Below are 18,468 nucleotides of genomic sequence, written 5' to 3'. Positions count from 1 at the left end.
ATGAGCGCAGGCGCACCGCACGTTCTGGCGTTCGGCGAGGCGATGGTGGAGTTCAACCAGGCGTCGAAGGGCAAGCCCGAATACCTGCAAGGCTTTGGCGGCGACACCTCGAACTTCTGCATCGCCGCCGCGCGCCAGGGTGTGAGCACGGGGTTCGTCTCGGCCGTCGGCGACGATCAGTTCGGGCGCCTGCTGCTCGATCTGTGGACGCGCGAAGGTGTCGATACGTCCAATGTACGAATCAATGCGAACGCGCCGACCGGCGTCTATTTTGTATCGCATGGCCCGGACGGGCATGCATTCGATTACCTGCGGGCCGGGTCGGCGGCAAGCCGGTACGCGCCGCGCGATCTGCCGCTCGACGCACTCGCTGCCGCGCGCGTGTTGCACCTGTCGGGCATCAGCGTGGCGATCAGCACGAGCGCCTGCGATGCAGCGTTTGCAGCCATCGATCACGTGCGCGCGAATGGCGGCAAAATCAGCTTCGACACGAACCTGCGGTTGAAGCTCTGGCCGCTCTCTCGTGCCCGGGCCGTGATGGGCGAAGTGCTGCGTGCGACGGATATCTGCCTGCCGAGTTGGGACGACGTCGCAGTACTGACCGGCCTCGACGATCGCGACGCGATTGTCGACTGGCTGCTGGCGCGGGGGCCGCAGGTCGTCGCGCTTAAACTCGGCAAAGAAGGAGCCTATGTGGCGACGCAGCGCGAACGCCGCGTGGTGCCGGGCCGCGTCGTCGCGGCTGTCGATGCGACGGGCGCGGGTGACTGCTTCGGGGGCGCGTTTGTCGCGCGGCTCGTGTTGGGCGACGATCCCTTCGTGGCGGCCCGCTACGCGAACGCAGCGGCCGCACTCTCGACGCAAGGTTACGGTGCGGTCGCGCCGATTCCACGCCGCGAGGCCGTCGAGAGGGCGCTGGTCACCTGAATGTCCAGCGCCGTCCCGCAAGCAGAATAACGAAATTCCATGCAGAGAGATGAGGAGCAAGCGATGCAACGAGACGTAGTAGTCGTGAGCGGTGTTCGTACCGCAATTGGCGATTTCGGCGGCAGTCTGAAGGACTTCGCGCCGACCGACCTCGGTGCACGCGTCGTGCGCGAAGTGCTCTCGCGTGGAAGCGTGGAGGGTGATGCGGTCGGTCACGTGGTGTTCGGCAATGTCGTCCACACCGAGCCGAAGGATATGTATCTCGCGCGCGTCGCCGCGCTGAACGGTGGTGTTGCGCAGCACACGCCCGCATTGACCGTGAACCGCCTGTGCGGCTCCGGGCTGCAGGCGATCGTATCGGCGGCGCAGACGATCCTGCTCGGCGATGCGGATATCGCCATCGGCGGTGGCGCCGAAAGCATGAGCCGCGCGCCCTATACCGTGCCGGCCGCGCGTTTTGGCCAGCGCATGGGCGACGCCCCGCTCATCGACATGATGCTCGGCGCGCTTCACGACCCGTTCCAGTCGATCCACATGGGCGTGACGGCGGAAAATGTCGCGAAGAAGTTCGGTATCACTCGCGAGGCACAGGACGCACTTGCGCTCGAGTCGCATCGCCGCGCGGCGAAGGCGATCGCCGAAGGCCGTTTCAAGGACCAGATCCTGCCGATCGCGATCAAGTCGAAGAAGGGCGAAGTCGTGTTCGATACTGACGAGCACGTCCGCACCGATGCCACGCTGGAAGACTTCTCGAAGCTCAAGCCGGTGTTCGCGAAGGAAAACGGCACGGTGACGGCGGGTAACGCCTCGGGCATCAACGACGCCGCTGCCGCGGTCCTGCTGATGAGCGGCGAAGCGGCCCGCGCGCGCGGCGCGAAGCCGCTCGCGCGTCTCGTGTCGTACGCACATGCGGGCGTCGATCCGGCGTACATGGGCATCGGCCCGGTCCCGGCCACGCAGAAGGCGCTGGAGCGCGCGGGCATCACAGCAGCCGATCTCGACGTGATCGAGGCGAACGAAGCGTTCGCGGCGCAGGCCTGTGCGGTCTCGCAGGAACTCGGCCTCGATCCCGCCAAGGTCAACCCGAACGGCTCGGGCATATCGCTCGGCCATCCGATCGGCGCAACCGGCGCGCTGATCACGGTGAAGGCGCTTTATGAACTGCATCGGATCGGCGGCCGCTACGCGCTCGTGACGATGTGTATTGGCGGCGGACAGGGTATTGCCGCCGTGTTCGAACGCATTTGATGCGCCTGAATGACGGATTGTGGCGCGGCGCACTTGAAGGAAGGAATCGGATGGAAGTATCGACCTCGAAGCAACGAGTCGCCGCACCGCGCGGCGTGATGCGCCCGCTGCGCGCGTACGCATTCGCCGCGGCGGCGTTTGCGCTGCAGATTGCGCTGTCGTCGGCGGCCTTTGCACAGGAAGCCGTCGACCCGGTGAAAGCGCTCGCCGCGCCGCCCGCGCGTGAATTACCGCTCAAACCGAGCCCCGAGTTCGCGCAGTTTCCGCGCTATGTCGGTACGCTCGGCGAACGCCAGATCGTGATGCGCCTCGCGCCGAAGTCGGACGATCCGACCGGCGTCCACGGCGAGTATCAGTTCACCGACACGGGCGAGGTGATCCTGATCGCCGGCGACCGCGCGGGCAGCACGCTTGAGGCCGAGGAGTCGAGCGACGGCACGCATATCACGGGCAACTGGGTGGGCACGTTCGCCGACGACGGCTCGCTGTCCGGCGACCGGATGGAAGTGGACGACTCCGACCCCGTAGCCTTCGAACTGAAGCCGCTCGCGGCCGGGCTGCCGTTGCCGGTCGCGTCCGTGGCTGCCTCCAAGGCGGCTACGAACGCTGAACAAGCGGCGCCGGCGCCTGCCGTCGCGCTTCCATCGGCGACGCCGGCGGGCAAGGGTGGCCAGCCGGTGGGCGGGGTCAGCAATCTCAGAACCGGCGAATGACACGATGAAAAAAAACGACTCCAGCCGCGCACTGCAGACGCGCATCGTCCACCCGGAGGGCGAGATCACGCCGGGCTTCGAATCGTTCGCGGCGCCCGTCACGCGCGCCTCGACGGTGGTGTTCCCCGATCTCGCGACGCTGCGCTCGCTCGATTGGCGCAACGACACACAGTGGCGCTACGGCCTGCACGCGACGCCGACTTCGGCGATGCTGACGCAGCGCCTCGCGGCCATCGAGGGCGGCGAGTATGCGCTCTTGCAGCCGTCGGGGTTATCCGCGATCTCGAATGTCTATTTCGGAATCCTGAAGAAAGGCGATGACGTATTGATTCCCGATAACGTCTACTCGCCGAACCGGGAGCTCGGCGACTGGCTCGCCCGCGATTTTGGCATCACGACGCGCTACTACGATCCGCTGATCGGTGCCCGCATCGCGGACCTGATCCGGCCCGACACGAAGCTGATCTGGCTGGAGGCGCCGGGCTCGGTGACGATGGAAATTCCCGACGTGCGCGCCATCACGGCCGCGGCTCGCGCGCGCAACGTGGTTACGGCGATCGACAACACGTATTCGGCGGGGCTTGCGTTCAAACCGTTCGAGCATGGGATCGACATCTCGGTGCAGGCGCTCACGAAGTATCAGTCGGGCGGCAGCGATGTGCTGATGGGCGCGGCGATCACGACCGATCGCGAACTGCACCTGAAGCTCAAGCAGGCGCGCATGCGCCTTGGCATCGGTGTTTCGTCGGACGACTGTTCGCTCGTGTTGCGCGCGCTGCCCAGCATGAAGGCCCGTTTTGAGGCGCACGATCGCAGCGCGTTCGCCTTGGCGAGCTGGCTCAAGACGCGCGGCGAGATTGCGGCCATGTTGCATCCCGCGTTCCCCGACTGTCCGGGCCACGAGTCATTCAAGCGCGATTTTACCGGCGCAGGCGGTCTCTTTTCGGTGGTATTCGACGATCGATACAGCCCCGAGCAGGTCGACGCATTCTGCGAAGCGCTCGAACTGTTTTCAATTGGCTGGAGTTGGGGCGGGGCGCATAGCCTCGTGATGCCGTACCACATCGCGTCGATGCGCACGGCCGCGCATTGGCCGCATCGCGGCACGCTGGTGCGTTTTTACGTGGGTCTCGAAGACGAGGCCGACCTGCGCGCCGACCTCGAACAAGCGCTGGAAAGGGCCTGTCACGGCAAGTCGGTCTGAGTCGCTGAGAACGGGAATGCGACGGCGACAACCGGCGGCCGTCGCAGCATGATCTCCATTCGCAGAACCCGGTGTCTTGCGAACGCTTCGTTATTGGTCCATCTTGTCGGCGGTATCGCAGAGCCGATGATCGGCTTCCCGCAGGGTGGGCGGTCCGTGCAAGCCAGTCAAATCACTCGATTCAATCTGCTAAATGGAAATTGATAATTCGAGGAATATCAGTTTCCACCGCTTATCTTATATTTAGATAATCAAGCAAGATTTGTCCAGTTTGGACTAGACATGTAATCTCGCTTCGGACGCTGTCAGCTATCGTATAGAGTCTCACACGGACTTCCTGTCGCCCTGTCGGGATAGGAGCCTTAATCGACCGCCTCATGCTGTCAGATCTCCCTCGGTTCTCCGCGAAAAAGACGGTGAAGCTGCGTCGTTTATTCCGGCAGCCTTAACTACGAAGTGTCTTGTATGCGCGTGGCGAGACGTCTGCCAGACCGTCATCCCGATTTGCTCACCGGGCCGTGTGCCACGTTAGTTCGCTATGGATAAAGAATTTTCACTGTCTCAGATTAATGCCCGGATGTTCGTACTTGAACGGGAGTGGGCAAGAGCCAACGAGCAGAAAATAAAAATCGAGGAGCATTGCACGCTGATCCTCGGCAAATTTTTGCTTGCACAGCTCAGAAAACGCTACGGGCAAAAAATATCGCTTTCGGATGCGCCGTATCTGACCCTTGGCGATACGTCTCTGGATGAATGGCTCGTGGACGACAGTGAGCGGCGAGTATTCGGCTTGCCTTCACGTGACGATCAATCGCGGTCGACACCCGTTTCGCCTGCTCTGTCCAGCAACAGGGTGGACTATTCCTCGCAGCCCTATTCCCTGGACCAGCCCTATACGCTGTCATCGCTGACAGTCTATTTCTGAGCTGAGGGGCGAGCCGCGCAACCAACGGCTCCGGTGCGTGGCGGACCTGCTGGATATACCCGGCGCTATCAATCAGATCGGGCGAGCAATCACAATATTTTGTTGCAGCACAACCGATGCGCCCTACATACGCAACGGCCGTGTGAACGAGGCGGGGGGATAGCGGCGATCAGAACAGTCGCAACAATCCGTCGAGCCCCACGAAGTTGAACGCCACGCTTGCTGCTTCGCGCACCACGGGTTTCGCACGGAAAGCCACCGACAGACCCGCTTCGGCCATCATCTTCAGATCGTTCGAACCGTCGCCCATCGCGATTGCACGGCGCGGCTCAATGCCGAGTTCCGCGCAGGTTTCGACGAGCGTGCGCGCTTTTACGTCGGCGTTAACGATCTCGCCCAACACGCGTCCCGTCAGCTTCCCGTCGACGATCTCGAGCGTGTTCGCTCGCGTGTAGTCGAGGCCTAGCCGCGCCTTGAGGCGCTCCGTGAAAAACGTGAAGCCGCCCGAGACGAGCAGCGTCTTCAGGCCCGCGGCCTTCGCACCGGCGAGCATCTGCGTCGCACCCGGCGACAGTTGCAGCCGCTCGTCATAGACGCGTTCCAGCGCGCTCGCGTCGAGTCCCTTGAGCAGCGCCACGCGGCGCGTCAGGCTCTCGTTGAAGTCCTTGATCTCGCCGCGCATCGACGCTTCCGTGATCGCCGCGACTTCGGCCTTCAGTCCGCAGAAGTCGGCGATCTCGTCGATGCACTCGATCGTGATGAGTGTGGAGTCCATGTCCATCGCGACGAGGCCGAAGTCCGCGAGTGCGCTACCTGCTTCGATAAATGCGTAATCGAGCTGGTGCGTGCCGCAATAGACGTCGAGATCCGGGCGTTGTGCAGGAACAGCGTTCTCGATACGGATCGCGCAATCGTCAATCGGCGTGAGGCGGCTGCCGCGCGCGAGCGCGAGAAGCGGCTTGTGGTGGGCGGCGGGCAGCGGGGCAGGACTCTGTATGACGAGATTCATGACGTGGACGAAAAGCGGGCGAAAACGGACGAGGGCGCGGCAAATCGTGACATTGTAACTGTTCGCCGATCCCGTCCGGACCGCGGGCGGTTCATCGACGCAGGGTGCTTCAGGTCTGGCCGCGGAACGCGATCTGCAATGACCAGCCGGCCGATCTGACCCTTCGCGCACCTTGCACTGACTTGCGCGCTCATTCGTTGCACAATGAAAGCTTGCGCGGCGGTCCGACGAGGACGGCCGTCGCGTGCCGTCAACCGTTCGCGTCGTGCGACGCGTCGCGTGCCCCGATGCACGCAAGGGGAACCGGTATGCAGGACGCTCGCAGATCCCAACCGACGACACGAGTCCGAACGCCGCGCAGCGCGCGTGAGCAGGCTCCGGACGCGGTCACCCCGGCAACGCAGGCCGTGTTCGTGCAGCGCACCACGCGCGCCGGTCGCCATCTCCCCGATGCCCCGGCCGACGCCGACGTTGCGGGTATTCAGATCACTAGCGCGAGACGCGTCATCGATGCGGCTAGCGGTATCCGCAAGATCGACCTCGTCCGTTATTACGAGCGTGCATCGCGCTGGCTGCTGCCGTATTTGCGTGACCGGCCCGTGTCGCTCGTGCGTGCGCCGCGCGGCCTTGCAGGCGAGATGTTTTTCCAGCGTCATGCTGCGCGTGCGCCGATCCCAGGGCTCACGCAATACGAAGGACTCGATCCCGGCCATCCGCCGCTGCTCACGATCGACTCGGAGGCGGCGCTCGTCGGTGCTGCCCAGATGGACACCATCGAACTGCATACGTGGAACGCTTGCGTCGCCGAAATCGAGCGGCCCGACCGCGTGGTATTCGACCTCGACCCTGATCCGGCGCTCGGCTGGGATTGCATGATCGAGGCTGCCACCTTGACGCGTGCACTACTGCGCGAACTGGGCCTGGAGGCGTTCTGCAAGACGAGCGGCGGCAAGGGGCTGCATGTCGTCGCACCGCTCACACCGGAGGCCGGCTGGGAAGACGTGAAGGCGTTCGCGCGCGCGATCGCGCAGCGTCTCGCCTGGGATTCGCCGACATGGATCACTGCGACGATGGGCCCTGAGCATCGCAAGAAGAAAATTTACGTCGATTACCTGCGCAACGCGCGTGGTGCGAGCACCGTCGTGGCATACGGGGTGCGGGCGCGGCCCGGAATGGGCGTGTCGGTGCCGATTAGCTGGGACGAACTGGCGAATACGACCGGCGGTGCACAGTGGACGCTGCACAATATCGACGAACGCCTTGCGGCGGCTGAGGAGGCCGATCCGTGGGCTGGGTATGGACGCGTGAAGCAGAAGGTGACGGCGGAACTGACGATCGGGCTCGAAGAGCGTGACAGGTAGCGTGGGGCCGCGGCGGGCGGTGCGTTCGCAAGTGCGTTGAGGTATCGACGAGGCCGGACGTCCCAATTGCGCGATCGGCAGGTTTGCACCGAGCGTGGACTGAGGTTCTGCGCGTCAGGCGGGGCTCGCCGGATCGTCGCCATCAGAATTCGGGGCGTGGCAAGCGGGATAAAACCTGGTCCGTGAGTTGCATACGCTCGGCGCACGGCTTCCCGCGGCGCGCTAGACTTCAGGAACGGATCATCCGCCACGATCCGCGTCGTACTGCACGCGTCGCCCCGAATGGCGACGCGCGGCAGCGCCCCTCAGGAGGTGACGCATGCATTGCCGCCGCTCCCGCCGCGCTCGCGCGGCGTTCGTCCGTGTTGCCCTCGCCGCATCGTGCGCGATTGCGCTGCCGGCGCTCGCGGCCACGCCGATCAAGGTCACATCCAAAGCCGCTACCGACGGGCCGATCCACTACACGGTGAAGGTTACGTCGAAGCAGTTCGGCAACGCGTCGGAGACGCGCACGCTGCGCTCGGGCGATACCGACGACTTCACCTGGCGCACTACGCCGCCCGGTGGCGCCGTGCCCGCGCCCGAAGGCTGCCCGGACCTCGCCACGCTTCCACTTGACGCCAACGGTGCAATGGTTCGTCAGACACAAGTGCGCCTCACGCCAGTTGTCGACGAGCACGGCACCGCGAACGTCCAGTTGAACTTCCGGGCACAGACGCCGCACGGAACGCGCAGTGTGACGAGCAGCGGGAAGACGCTCACGTGTCCCGACGTCAAGTCGTATAGCCAGATCGTTCACTTCTCGATGCCGACCAACGGCACGCCAAAGATGATCACGCTAAGCGACGGCACCCAGCTCACGATCTCCGCGCAACGCTGATAACGCTGGCGCCCGCGCCGGTGCTACGCGATGCGTTTCTTCGCGGACGCCGGGCGTTCGACGAGCCGCGACGCAAGAAAGCGATGCTCGGCCGAAAAGACGCGCCGGTAGGCGAGCAGCACCGCACCGACCGTCCCCAGTGCTGACGACGCCGCGATCAGGAACATGATCACGATCTGATAGCGCACCGCTTGCAGCGGCGACTCCCCCGCGAGCACCTGGCCCGTCATCATGCCGGGCAGACTCACCACGCCAACGACGGCCATCTGGTTGAGCGTCGGGATCATGCCGGCGCGAACCGCGTCGCGCGCGGGCGCCTGGGCGGCCTCCCAGCGCGTCGCGCCGAGGGCGAGAGCACTGTCCACGCGGTCGCGCCGCGCGGTCAGTTCCTGAGTCATGCGCTCCACGCCGAGCGACACGCCCGTCAAGGTGTTGCCGAGAATCATGCCGAGGATCGGGATCGCATACTGCGGCTGGTACCACGGCCGGATGCGGATCACGACGAACAGGCCCACCGCGGCAACGAGCCACGCGCTGACCCAGATCGACAGGATGCTATCGGCGCGTTGGCCCGCGTACACGTGCGCGCCGCGCTGCGAACCGGCGATGCCTGCGATCAGGGTCATGAGCACCATGAGCGGCAGCACGACGTACCAGCGGTTATACGCAAAGACCCAGCCCAGCACGTAGCCAATCGCGAGCAACTGGACGACCGTGCGCGTGGCCGCCCAGGCGAGCTTGCGTTCGAGATCGAGCTTGAGCAGTACCGAAACTGCGCCGTTGACGAACACAAGCAACGCCGCGATAGCGACATCGCCGAGGCCGAGGTTCTGGAGGACGGGATTCATCGAGCGGCTCCGGTAACGGGCGAGGCAAGGGGGGCAGGATGTGCCGCACCGGCCTCATCGTCGAGAGCGCCCGCATTCATTGCGAGTCGCCGGTTGCCGACTCGCGCGGCCTGTGCGCGATCGTGCGACACCCATATCGTCGCGCGCCTCGACGGATCAGACCCGAACCAGGCGGCCACGATCGTCTCGACGGCGCGCACCGAGTCGGGGTCGAGCGAGGCGGTGGGCTCGTCGAGCAGGAGGACTTCGGGGTCGAGTTGCAGCACGCGCACGAGCGCGACGATCTGCGCTTCGCCACCCGAAAGTTCGGACGCGGGTCGCGCGAGAAAGTCCGCGGCGCGGCCCGCGGCTGCGAGGAGCGTCTCTATACGCACAGGATTGAACTGTTCGCCGCGATAGACCGCGAGCGAATACGGATAGCGCAGGTTGTCCTCCACGGTGCCGTCGAGTAGCGCAGGACGCTGCCTCAGATACGCCACATGGCGGCGAAAACGCGGAATGCCCGCGCGCGGGACGGCATGGCCGTTCCATCGGATCGTGCCGCTGTCGAGTGGATCGAGCAGGGCAAGTGCGCGCAGAAACACGCTCTTTCCTGAACCCGATGGGCCAGTCAGCGCGGCGCGTTCGCCCGGGTGCAGCGCAAAGTCCGTGGGCTGCAGGAGGGTCAGGCCGCGGTGCGGGTCGCGCCGTGAAATCTGGCAGGCGTCCACGATCGGCACGCCATTTGCCAAGCGGCTATCGTCGCTTTGGCTCGAAAAAGTCGGGTTGTTCATCGAATGAATTCAGACAAAATCGCGTCGTCCCGTGATTCAGTGTGATGGCTAACGTAGGCACACGAAGGCGGGCCGGCCACTTTCAGAATGGGCGAAAAGAACACGCGAAAGTCACCGCGTGGCCGTCAAGGCACGGCAACTCGCGGTTTGAGGCATCGGCCGCGTACGTGCCCGGATCTTCGCATGGCTTGTGCGGATTGTCGTCGTCGCGGATATGAAGTTTGCAGCTATCGGCGCCAACTACGACTGGAACAGTGCGGGGCAGTGGGTGAACAAGCGGGGCCGCGAGCCATCGGGGGGCATTCCCGACCGAGGGCGATTTGAATGTGCAGACGTGAGAGCGACACGCAATCGTCGGCTGGTCCCACAGACGCGATTGCCGCCAGGCAGCGACACCGGCAAGTTCGCCGCTCCACAGGCACTGTCGTTGAATCTCTACAAGGAACGCTGACGCGCCTGCGGCGCGTCAGCGTGCTTAGCGCAGCGATCGCGGAGCGGTGTCGCCGGCCGCATCCTGGCGGCGCGTGATGCGCCGCGAACTCACTGTGGGTCGCGATGCACCGAACTCGGGAAGGATCCGGCCACGCGCCCGGCTCGCGAACACAAGGAATCCGAAACCGTCCGCTTCATACCAGTAGCCGCCATTCTCCAGCCCCTCGATAGGCTGTTCGAGCGCATGTGCGATGGACTCGATGCAGCGCCGCCGCAGTTCAGTCGTGCAGGGATAGGGCGGTTGTGCGCCGCGTACGCTGCAAAGCAGGACATCGAGTCCCGGCAGGACATGCGCGTAAAGGACCGGCTCGTCTTGCGCGCGGGCGCGCGCAATCTTGGTGTCGAGTTGACTGAAGGGTTTGAAGTGGCTGAGCACGGTGAGAAAGGACTCGTCGCCGTCCGCCTTGATGCGTTTACGCTTTTTCGGGAAGGACATAAAAATTCGCCTGAAAAAGGATTGCAAATAACGCAGCTGTCCCATGCGACCACTCCCGGTTTTGCGCGCCGCACGTCGATCCTTTATAGCATAGGGTTCTGCAGGATTCACGAGGATTCAGACGCCACACAAACCCTCATTGCGTCCCGCAATCGCCATGCCGGACCGCACGCCGCGCTCATGTAGGTATCCCGGCGCTCTTTTCCGCTGTCTTTACTGTCTCCGCGTCTCAATAATAGACCTGCACGCGCGAGCAGTGGGCGGAACGGGCGTAAAAAAGCGGGCTTTTCTCATCGCGGCCAGACACTCGCCCCATCCGTTGCCATCCAATTATTTCGCGATGATAATGATCCGGTTCTAGTGCCCGCGCCTGTTCAGCACCGCGTGGCAGGCAGCGCGCGCTGCGCTGCACAGACCGCCCGTCAGTCTGAAACGCGCCAAAAACGCCATGAAACTGTTCGCCAAGGGGCTGTTGCTGATTGCGATTCCAGGCGCCATCGAACTGGCGCTGCTCGGGGTCGTGTTCGATACGCAAGCGGCGGCGGCAGGCGCTGCACGCAGCGCACAAAACAGCAAACAGACCCTCTGGCAGGCGTCGAGTCTCGTCGATCCGCTCTTGCGCGAAGCGGCCCGCGTGCGAACGGGCATCGTGCTCGAGGATCCCACTTTCATCGACCGGCACGCGGTCTGGACCGAGTTTGCCGACCGCATCGCGCTGCTCTCCAGCATGGTCGCCGACAATCCGGCGCAACTCAAACGCGTCGATCACATGCGCGCGGCTGCGTATGCGTGGCGCGCACAGGCGGGTGACGTCGCCGATGCGCTGCGCGCGGGCCGAAGCATCGCGTGGGCGCGTCAGGCGGGCGTCGCGTTGCCGCCCGAGATCGAGACCGTGCGCAGCGAGCTTGCCGAATTCATCGACGAAGAAACCCGGCTCGACGAGATGCGCAGCGCGTCGTCGAGCATGACGCGCGCGCGTCAGCAGTACGCGTTGATCGTCGCTGTGGTGGGTTCGATGCTGATATGGGGCGTGACTGCCGTCTTGTTCGCACGCAACGTCGGTGTGCGGCTCGGTGCGCTTCGTGACAATGCCCAGCGCCTCGCCGACGGTGTGAAGCTCGCGCCGGCGCTCTCGGGCGGTGACGAAATCGCGGCGCTCGACGCCGTGCTGCATCAGACGAGCACGCGGTTGCGCCGGGCCGATCGCGAGCAAACGGCGTTGAAGCTGCAGCTCGAGGCGCGTGCGGCCGACCTCGCGGGTGCCAACGAACATCTGCGTCAGGAGACCCAGGACACCGAAATGTTCGTCTACAGCGTGTCGCACGATTTGCGCTCGCCGCTCGTCAATCTGCAAGGGTTTTCGAAGGAGCTGCAGATCTCGTGTGACGACGTGCGTTCGCAGATCGACTCGGCCGAACTGCCGGCAGAAGAGCATCGCGGGATGGCCGAACTGCTCGACAGCGACGTGAAAGAGTCGCTGCAATTCCTGCGCCAGGCCGTGGCGCGCGCCGCAGCGATCATCGACGCGCTGTTGCGCATTTCGCGCGCGGGCCGGCTCGACTATCGCTGGCAGCGCGTGAACATGGGACGGATTGTCGAGCGCGCACTCGCAGCCGCTCGCACACTGCCGGATGCCGCACGTATCGACGTGGGGGAACTGCCGCCCGCGTGGGGCGACCCGGCCGCGCTCGAACAGATTTTCGACAACCTGATCGACAACGCGGTGCGCCATCTCGACCCGGCGCGGCCGGGGCGCATCGCGATCGGCGCGCTCGACATTGCCGACGGGACGGATGCAAGCGTTGTGCCGGGTATGGACGCGAGCACGCGGACCTACTATGTTCGAGACAACGGAGTCGGCATTCCGGCGAGCTACCTGCCGAAGCTATTTCGCGCGTTCCAGCGCCTGCACGGCAGTGACTCGGGCGGGGAGGGCATTGGCCTCGCGCTGGCGCGCCGCATCGCCGAGCGGCACGGCGGTCGCATGTGGGTCGAATCGGAGGAGGGTGTGGGTTCGACGTTTTTCGTCGAGTTGCCCAATCAGCCCTTACGTACCGCATGAACGCACGGAAACGGCGTTCAGGCCGCGTGTGCCATCGAAGGCTGTTGTCCCTTGGAGAGCAGGCATGACAGACGGGGAACGGGTCAGCATCGTGCTGATCGAAGACGATGACGGTCACGCGACGCTGGTGCAGCGCAACCTGCGGCGCTCGGGCATTTCCAACGGCTTCGTGCGATTTTCGGACGGGCAGCAGGCGCTCGATTACTTCTTCGGATCGCCCGGTGCCGATTCGAGCGTTGCGCCCGACGTCCCATCGCGCGAAGACCTCGCGAACTTCGTCGTCCTGCTGGACCTGCGCATGCCGCGCGTCGACGGCTTCGAAGTGCTGCGCCGCCTGAAGGCCGATCCGGTCACCGCGGCGGTGCCCGTCATCGTGCTGACGACGACCGACGATCCGCGCGAAATCGAACGCTGTTACGAACTCGGCTGCAATGTGTACATCACGAAGCCTGTCGAATATGGCGCTTTCATCGAAGCCGTGCGGCGGCTCGGTTTTTTCCTGCAGGTCGTCAAACTGCCGCCGGGGCATCGTCTGGCTCGTCCGTGACGCCAGCGTCGCCCACGCGCCGATGATCCCATTGCGCACACTCGAGCCTGGAGGCATGTCACGCGCATGAACGACGAACGAAACCTGTTGGCGGGTGCGCATGTCCTTGTCGTCGACGACGACGAGGGCATCCTGCGGCTCGCACGCAAATCGCTCTCACGTGGCGGCGCGCGCGTGGACACCTGCACGAGCGTTGGGCAAGCGCGCGCGCTGCTTACCTTGCATACGCCCGATGTGCTCGTGCTCGACTATCAGCTCGACGGCGCCGAGACCGGCCTCGATTTCTTCCACCGCCTGCGTAACGAGGATGTGCGTGTGCCGGCGATTCTCGTGACCGGCTTCACCGACGAATCGCGCGTCATCGCGGCGCTGCGCGCGGGCGTCTCGGACGTCGTGCCGAAATCCGGCGACTATCTCGACTATCTGCCGGAGGCGGTCGCCCGCGTGCTCGCGCAGGTGTTGCTGCAGCGCGCTTCGGACGAATCGTTGTTGTTGCGCGATCGTGAGGAACACTACCGGACGCTCTCCGAGGCGTTGCCTCACCTCGTGCTCACCTGCCGCGCCGACGGCAACTGCGATTTTCTCTCGAAGCAATGGCTCGATTACACCGGGTTCGATGCGCGTCATTCGCACGGCCTCGCCTGGCTCGATGCCGTGCATCCCGACGATCGCGAGGAGATCCGCGCAACCTGGCTCAAGGATGTTAGCAGCGGCGCGACGGATTACCGTCACGAACTGCGCATTCGCCGCCACGATGGTGCGTACCGATGGTTCGACATGCGTATCGTCGCGATGCGCAATCCGCGCGGCGGTGTGAACAAATGGTTCGGCAGTTGCACCGATGTCCATGCGCAGCGCGAGTCTGCAGAGGAGCGCGAGCGTTTGCTCTCATCCGAACAGGCGGCCCGCCAGATCGCGGAAGACGCAAACCGCGCAAAGGACCGCTTCCTCGCGATGCTCTCGCACGAGCTGCGCACGCCGCTCACGCCGGTGCTTGCCGGCACGCGGCTCCTCGAGCAGCTTCCCGATCTGCCGGAGGCCGCGCGCGCGGGGGTGCTGATGATTCGTCGCAACATTGAACTCGAAGCGCGCCTGATCGACGATCTGCTCGACCTCACGCGTGTGGCGAACGGCAAGCTGAGCCTCGCGCTCGAAACCGTCAACGTGCACGAAGTGATCGATGCCGTGCTGGAGCTTTTCCACAGCGAGATCCAGGTGAAACAGCAGGACGTTCATGTCGATCGGCGCGCGCAGCATCATTACGTGCGCGGCGACCGGGCGAGGCTGCAGCAGATGTTCTGGAATCTCGTGCGCAATGCGGCGAAGTTCACACCGGACGGCGGTCACATCTACGTGCGCACGCGCGATGAGCGCATGCATGTCCAGATCGAAGTCGAGGATACGGGGATCGGCATCGCACCGGAGCAGATCGGCAAGCTCTTCAACGCGTTCGAGCAGGGCAGCCACAACATGACGCGGCAGTTCGGCGGCCTCGGCCTTGGGCTCGCGGTAACGAAAGCGCTCACGGAGGCGCATGGCGGCACCGTGGTTGCGAAGAGTCCCGGCGCGCATTGCGGCGCGACGTTCACGATCGTGCTGCCAACCGCGATGCCGAAACCGGAAGCGGCGGCCCCGGAGCTACAGGCAGGGCCGCAACAGGCGGGCGTGCTCAACGTCCTCTTGATCGAAGATCATGAGGATACGGCCGAGGTGATGTCGCAACTGATCCGTGGACTGGGGCACGAGGTGGCCGTGGCGGGCAGCGTGGCCGACGCACTCGCGTATACGGGGCGTACGCGTTTCGATCTCGTGCTGAGCGACGTGGGCTTGCCGGACGGCACCGGCGTCGACTTCATCCACGCCTTCCGCAAGGACTCGGACGCCCCCGCTATCGCGCTCACCGGCTTCGGCACCGACGACGATGTGCGACGCTGCCTCGATGCGGGTTTCACGGCGCACCTCACGAAGCCGGTCAATTTCGATCAGCTCGAACGGCTGATCGAGCGGACGAATGCCGCCCGCGCGGCAAGGCGTCACGAATCCTGAGTCCGCGGCGTACGGTGGCGCGGGCAACGATATGAAAGAAAAAACCCGCGAGGCAGTACGCCGGCGCGGGCTTTATCGCAGCGGTGGAACGACCGCTTCAGCGTGGATTATTTTTTCAATGAATCGCGGATTTCGCGCAGCAGTAGCACGTCTTCGGGCGTCGGGGCCGGTTCGGCGGCAGGCGCTTCGTCCGGCTTGCGCAGCTTGTTGATGAACTTCACCATCAGAAAGATGATGAACGCGAGAATGATGAAGTTGATCACCGCCGTGATGAACGAGCCGTAGCCGAATGCGGCTACCCCAGCCGTCTGCAGATCCTTGTACGAATCGGGATTGCCCTTGTAGGTCGCGGGAATGTGGCCGAGCCGGACGAACATGTTCGAGAAGTCGAGGCCGCCCGTGATCGCGCCGATGACCGGCATGATGAGATCCTTTACGACCGAGTTCACGATAGTCGAAAAAGCCCCGCCGATGATCACACCGACTGCGAGGTCCATCACGTTGCCTTTGACGGCGAATTCCTTGAATTCCTGGATCATGCTCATGTATAGGCTCTCCCGGTGAAGGTGCGGAACACAACAATGCGATGGCGCAATGATAGCGAACGCATTCCCGAGGTGGTAGTAATTTGACAGTCCCTGGCATGTCGCTGGTTGCGCACGGGATTGGGCCGCAGTAGCTACGCGGCACGCTCGCGTTGCGCAAACGGCTTCAGCTCGCGCGCGCCAGATGCTCGCTGAACGTTGCCGGGTCCGTGTTGGTCCCGCACAGCAGGACGCCGACGCGCTTGCCCTGCACGATGTCGCGCAGCGGCCCGAGCAGGCCCGCCGTGGCCGCCGCGCACGCCGGCTCGACAGCCAGCTTCAGTTGGTCGAATAGCACTCGCATCGCGGCGCGCAAGTCGTCGTCGCTGACGGTTACGATGCGATCGATATGCCGTCGGCACAGTTCATAGCTGTATTGCTCGGAGTGCGGCGCCATCAGCGAATCCGCGATCGAATGCATGTGACTGATATGCACCGTATGGTTGGCGGCGAAACTGCGGCTCATCACGTCCGCGGATTCGGGCTCGACGCCGTAGATGTGCACACGCGGATCGGCGAGCCGCAGCGCGAGCGATACACCCGCGGCGAGGCCGCCGCCGCCAATCGGCAGGATCACGGCGTCGAGGTCGTTCGCCTGGGTCGCCCATTCGTAGCCGAGCGTCGCCGTGCCGAGCACCGTGCGATAGCCGTTGAACGGATGCACGAAATAGCGGCCTTCCTCGGCTTCTACGCGCCGGACGATGTCGAACGCTTCGCTGCTGCTCCCCGCCACGACGATTTCAGCGCCGAAGCGCCGGCACTGTTCGACACGCGCCGCGCTCGCCGTGCGAAAGAGCACGACCTTCGCGCTGATGCCAAGGCGCATCGCCGCATACGACACCGCGATCGCATGATTGCCGCCCGAGACGCACGTGACGCCCGCGCGGCGCTCTGCGGCGTCGAGCGCGAGCAGATGCGTGAACGCGCCGCGCACCTTGAAGCTGCCGCCCGCCTGCAGCAGCTCGAACTTGAAGTTGACGAGCGTATCTTCGAGCGAGGGCAGGTCGTGGCGGTCGAACACCGGCGTGCGCAGCACCCACGGCGTGAGCGTGAAGTGCTGCGAGGCGATGTCGTCGAGTGTCGGGATCGCTTCGCCGTCGATCGTGTGACCGGTCGGTGTCGGCGTGCCGTTGGACATGGCGCTCGCGTGCCTCGTTGCCGCGCTACTGCGCCTGCGCTTCGACGGACTGCGCGTGGACGAGCTTGCGCAGGAATCCTTCGCACGCGGCAAGCTGGTCGAGGGAAACGAATTCGTTCGGCTTGTGCGCCTGCTCGATGTCGCCGGGGCCGCACACGATGCTCGGAATGCCCGCGCGCGCGAAAAGCCCCGCCTCCGTGCCGTAGGCCACCTTGCGTTGCGCGCGGTCGGCTGTGAGCGCGCGCACGAGTTGCGTGATCGCGGCCTGCTCGCTGGCATCGAGTCCCGGTGCTGCGGCGATCTTCGAGAACTCGATGGCCGCCGACGCGTGCTCGCGCTGCATCATCGGCAGCAGCGTCTCGCGCGCGTACTGCTCGACGCGAGCGAAGATCGCATCGGGATCGAGCGTCGGGAGATTGCGGAATTCGAAGGTGAAGCGGCACTGGGCCGGTACGGTGTTGATCGCGTTGCCGCCGTCGATCAGGCTCGTCTGTGCGGTCGTGAATGGCACGTCGTAACGGTCGTCGAAGGGGCCTTGAGCGCGGAACTGGTCGGCGAGATCGCGAATATGGCAGATGAGCCGCGCCGCGTATTCGATCGCATTGAGGCCGCGCGGCGTGAGCGACGAGTGCGCCGCGTGTCCGCGCACGCAGCACTGGTATGCGTTGACGCCCTTGTGGGCGACGATGGGGCGCATGCTGGTCGGCTCGCCGACGATGCAGCCTTCGGGCTTCACGCCGCGCTTCATGAGTTCCTCGATCATGAGCGGTGCGCCCGCACAGCCGATTTCTTCATCGAACGACAGCGCGAGGTGGAGCGGCTTCGCGAGCTTTGCTTGCTGCATCTCCGGCACGAGTGCGAGTGCAGCGCCGATGAACCCTTTCATGTCGCAGGTGCCGCGGCCATAGAGCAGGCCGTCGCGGATTTCCGGGCTGAACGGATCGCTGTCCCACTTCTGGCCGTCAACAGGTACGACGTCCGTGTGGCCGGAGAGGACGATGCCGCCGTTCGTCGAGCCGTCGTGCGCGGGCAGCGTCGCGAACAGGTTGGCCCACTTGCCTTCGGGGCTGTAGGTGAGTATCGATTCGATGCCGCGCGTGCGCAGTTCGTCGCGGACTGTTTCGATGAGGCCGAGATTCGGATTGCGGCTCACCGTGTCCATCGACACGAGTCGCGTGACCCAGGGAAGCGAGATGGGAAGAGCGGGGGAGGAAGCGGGCGACTGAGTGGATTGCGCCGATTCAGCGTCGACGGGCATAACATGACTCCAGCGTT

Annotated in this window: 17 protein-coding genes; 10 read left to right on the top strand and 7 right to left on the bottom strand. The window is 64.6% G+C overall.

The genetic code is table 11. The features are described 5' to 3' along the window. From D1Y85_RS08365 to D1Y85_RS08345, 5 genes are all read left to right on the top strand, one after another. Positions 1-927, top strand: coding sequence for a sugar kinase (locus D1Y85_RS08365; RefSeq protein WP_124150590.1), 927 nt, complete (start codon positions 1-3; stop codon positions 925-927). Positions 928-966: 39 nt separating this feature from the next. Continuing rightward, positions 967-2,175 (top strand): beta-ketothiolase BktB, encoded by a 1,209-nt coding sequence (gene bktB, locus D1Y85_RS08360; RefSeq protein WP_425466897.1) that lies wholly within the window; start codon positions 967-969, stop codon positions 2,173-2,175. Positions 2,176-2,225: 50 nt separating this feature from the next. After that, entirely contained in the window at positions 2,226-2,888 is a 663-nt protein-coding gene (locus D1Y85_RS08355; RefSeq protein ID WP_425466896.1) for a hypothetical protein, read from the top strand. 4 nt (positions 2,889-2,892) lie between these two features. Next, entirely contained in the window at positions 2,893-4,092 is a 1,200-nt protein-coding gene (locus tag D1Y85_RS08350) for a cystathionine beta-lyase (protein ID WP_124150588.1), read from the top strand. Positions 4,093-4,630: 538 nt separating this feature from the next. Continuing rightward, positions 4,631-5,017, top strand: coding sequence for a hypothetical protein (locus tag D1Y85_RS08345; RefSeq protein ID WP_124150587.1), 387 nt, complete (start codon positions 4,631-4,633; stop codon positions 5,015-5,017). A gap of 169 nt (positions 5,018-5,186) precedes the next feature. On the opposite strand, the gene serB is transcribed toward D1Y85_RS08345, so the two are convergent. Next, complete coding sequence (gene serB / locus D1Y85_RS08340) at positions 5,187-6,026, bottom strand: phosphoserine phosphatase SerB (RefSeq protein WP_124150586.1); 840 nt, start codon at positions 6,024-6,026, stop codon at positions 5,187-5,189. A gap of 308 nt (positions 6,027-6,334) precedes the next feature. Between serB and ligD the strand changes: the two genes are divergently transcribed. Together ligD and D1Y85_RS08330 are read left to right on the top strand one after the other, a co-directional pair. Then, positions 6,335-7,387 (top strand): non-homologous end-joining DNA ligase, encoded by a 1,053-nt coding sequence (gene ligD, locus D1Y85_RS08335; RefSeq protein ID WP_425466895.1) that lies wholly within the window; start codon positions 6,335-6,337, stop codon positions 7,385-7,387. A gap of 319 nt (positions 7,388-7,706) precedes the next feature. Further along, positions 7,707-8,267: a DUF6013 family protein gene (locus D1Y85_RS08330; protein WP_124150584.1), complete on the top strand. Its 561-nt coding sequence runs from the start codon at positions 7,707-7,709 to the stop codon at positions 8,265-8,267. Positions 8,268-8,290: 23 nt separating this feature from the next. Here D1Y85_RS08330 and D1Y85_RS08325 read toward each other — a convergent pair whose 3' ends face one another. From D1Y85_RS08325 to D1Y85_RS08315, 3 genes are all read right to left on the bottom strand, one after another. Further along, a complete protein-coding gene (locus tag D1Y85_RS08325) occupies positions 8,291-9,115 on the bottom strand; it encodes an ABC transporter permease (protein ID WP_124150583.1) in 825 nt (274 codons plus the stop codon). Next, complete coding sequence (locus tag D1Y85_RS08320; protein ID WP_124150582.1) at positions 9,112-9,888, bottom strand: ABC transporter ATP-binding protein; 777 nt, start codon at positions 9,886-9,888, stop codon at positions 9,112-9,114. The genes D1Y85_RS08325 and D1Y85_RS08320 overlap by 4 nt, the downstream gene beginning before the upstream one ends. Positions 9,889-10,363: 475 nt before the next feature. Further along, on the bottom strand, positions 10,364-10,861 hold the full coding sequence (locus D1Y85_RS08315; protein ID WP_124150581.1) for a hypothetical protein: 498 nt from the start codon (positions 10,859-10,861) through the stop codon (positions 10,364-10,366). 403 nt (positions 10,862-11,264) lie between these two features. On the opposite strand from D1Y85_RS08315, the gene D1Y85_RS08310 reads away from it, so the two are divergent. The 3 genes from D1Y85_RS08310 (at position 11,265) to D1Y85_RS08300 (ending at position 15,471) form a co-directional block, all read left to right on the top strand. Beyond that, positions 11,265-12,878, top strand: a complete 1,614-nt coding sequence (locus D1Y85_RS08310; protein ID WP_124150580.1) for a sensor histidine kinase — start codon at positions 11,265-11,267, stop codon at positions 12,876-12,878. A 64-nt stretch (positions 12,879-12,942) separates the two neighbouring features. Beyond that, on the top strand, positions 12,943-13,425 hold the full coding sequence (locus D1Y85_RS08305; protein WP_124150579.1) for a response regulator: 483 nt from the start codon (positions 12,943-12,945) through the stop codon (positions 13,423-13,425). Between the two features lie 66 nt (positions 13,426-13,491). Next, the gene (locus D1Y85_RS08300; RefSeq protein ID WP_124150578.1) at positions 13,492-15,471 is read left to right on the top strand and encodes a hybrid sensor histidine kinase/response regulator; all 1,980 of its coding nucleotides are present in this window, start codon (positions 13,492-13,494) and stop codon (positions 15,469-15,471) included. A 107-nt stretch (positions 15,472-15,578) separates the two neighbouring features. Here D1Y85_RS08300 and mscL read toward each other — a convergent pair whose 3' ends face one another. The 3 genes from mscL to argE all read right to left on the bottom strand — a co-directional run bounded on the left by mscL (position 15,579) and on the right by argE (position 18,451). Next, positions 15,579-16,016, bottom strand: a complete 438-nt coding sequence (gene mscL / locus D1Y85_RS08295) for a large conductance mechanosensitive channel protein MscL (RefSeq protein ID WP_124150577.1) — start codon at positions 16,014-16,016, stop codon at positions 15,579-15,581. Between the two features lie 166 nt (positions 16,017-16,182). Then, positions 16,183-17,193 (bottom strand): threonine ammonia-lyase, encoded by a 1,011-nt coding sequence (locus D1Y85_RS08290; protein WP_124150576.1) that lies wholly within the window; start codon positions 17,191-17,193, stop codon positions 16,183-16,185. 25 nt (positions 17,194-17,218) lie between these two features. Next, entirely contained in the window at positions 17,219-18,451 is a 1,233-nt protein-coding gene (argE, locus tag D1Y85_RS08285) for an acetylornithine deacetylase (protein WP_124150575.1), read from the bottom strand. Between the last annotated feature and the right edge of the window lie 17 nt (positions 18,452-18,468).

The organism is Paraburkholderia dinghuensis (assembly GCF_003837865.1).
GTDB classification, from domain to species: Bacteria; Pseudomonadota; Gammaproteobacteria; order Burkholderiales; family Burkholderiaceae; genus Paraburkholderia; species Paraburkholderia dinghuensis.
This window is presented reverse-complemented; position numbering and strand designations above follow the sequence as displayed.

What these genes read in the sequence shown, in the direction of transcription:
- D1Y85_RS08365 (WP_124150590.1), top strand. Translation starts at nt 1, where the DNA reads ATGAGCGCAGGCGCACCGCACGTTCTGGCGTTCGGCGAGGCGATGGTG.
- bktB (WP_425466897.1), top strand. Translation starts at nt 967, where the DNA reads ATGCAGAGAGATGAGGAGCAAGCGATGCAACGAGACGTAGTAGTCGTG.
- D1Y85_RS08355 (WP_425466896.1), top strand. Translation starts at nt 2,226, where the DNA reads ATGGAAGTATCGACCTCGAAGCAACGAGTCGCCGCACCGCGCGGCGTG.
- D1Y85_RS08350 (WP_124150588.1), top strand. Translation starts at nt 2,893, where the DNA reads ATGAAAAAAAACGACTCCAGCCGCGCACTGCAGACGCGCATCGTCCAC.
- D1Y85_RS08345 (WP_124150587.1), top strand. Translation starts at nt 4,631, where the DNA reads ATGGATAAAGAATTTTCACTGTCTCAGATTAATGCCCGGATGTTCGTA.
- serB (WP_124150586.1), bottom strand. Translation starts at nt 6,026, where the DNA reads ATGAATCTCGTCATACAGAGTCCTGCCCCGCTGCCCGCCGCCCACCAC.
- ligD (WP_425466895.1), top strand. Translation starts at nt 6,335, where the DNA reads ATGCAGGACGCTCGCAGATCCCAACCGACGACACGAGTCCGAACGCCG.
- D1Y85_RS08330 (WP_124150584.1), top strand. Translation starts at nt 7,707, where the DNA reads ATGCATTGCCGCCGCTCCCGCCGCGCTCGCGCGGCGTTCGTCCGTGTT.
- D1Y85_RS08325 (WP_124150583.1), bottom strand. Translation starts at nt 9,115, where the DNA reads ATGAATCCCGTCCTCCAGAACCTCGGCCTCGGCGATGTCGCTATCGCG.
- D1Y85_RS08320 (WP_124150582.1), bottom strand. Translation starts at nt 9,888, where the DNA reads ATGAACAACCCGACTTTTTCGAGCCAAAGCGACGATAGCCGCTTGGCA.
- D1Y85_RS08315 (WP_124150581.1), bottom strand. Translation starts at nt 10,861, where the DNA reads ATGGGACAGCTGCGTTATTTGCAATCCTTTTTCAGGCGAATTTTTATG.
- D1Y85_RS08310 (WP_124150580.1), top strand. Translation starts at nt 11,265, where the DNA reads ATGAAACTGTTCGCCAAGGGGCTGTTGCTGATTGCGATTCCAGGCGCC.
- D1Y85_RS08305 (WP_124150579.1), top strand. Translation starts at nt 12,943, where the DNA reads ATGACAGACGGGGAACGGGTCAGCATCGTGCTGATCGAAGACGATGAC.
- D1Y85_RS08300 (WP_124150578.1), top strand. Translation starts at nt 13,492, where the DNA reads ATGAACGACGAACGAAACCTGTTGGCGGGTGCGCATGTCCTTGTCGTC.
- mscL (WP_124150577.1), bottom strand. Translation starts at nt 16,016, where the DNA reads ATGAGCATGATCCAGGAATTCAAGGAATTCGCCGTCAAAGGCAACGTG.
- D1Y85_RS08290 (WP_124150576.1), bottom strand. Translation starts at nt 17,193, where the DNA reads ATGTCCAACGGCACGCCGACACCGACCGGTCACACGATCGACGGCGAA.
- argE (WP_124150575.1), bottom strand. Translation starts at nt 18,451, where the DNA reads ATGCCCGTCGACGCTGAATCGGCGCAATCCACTCAGTCGCCCGCTTCC.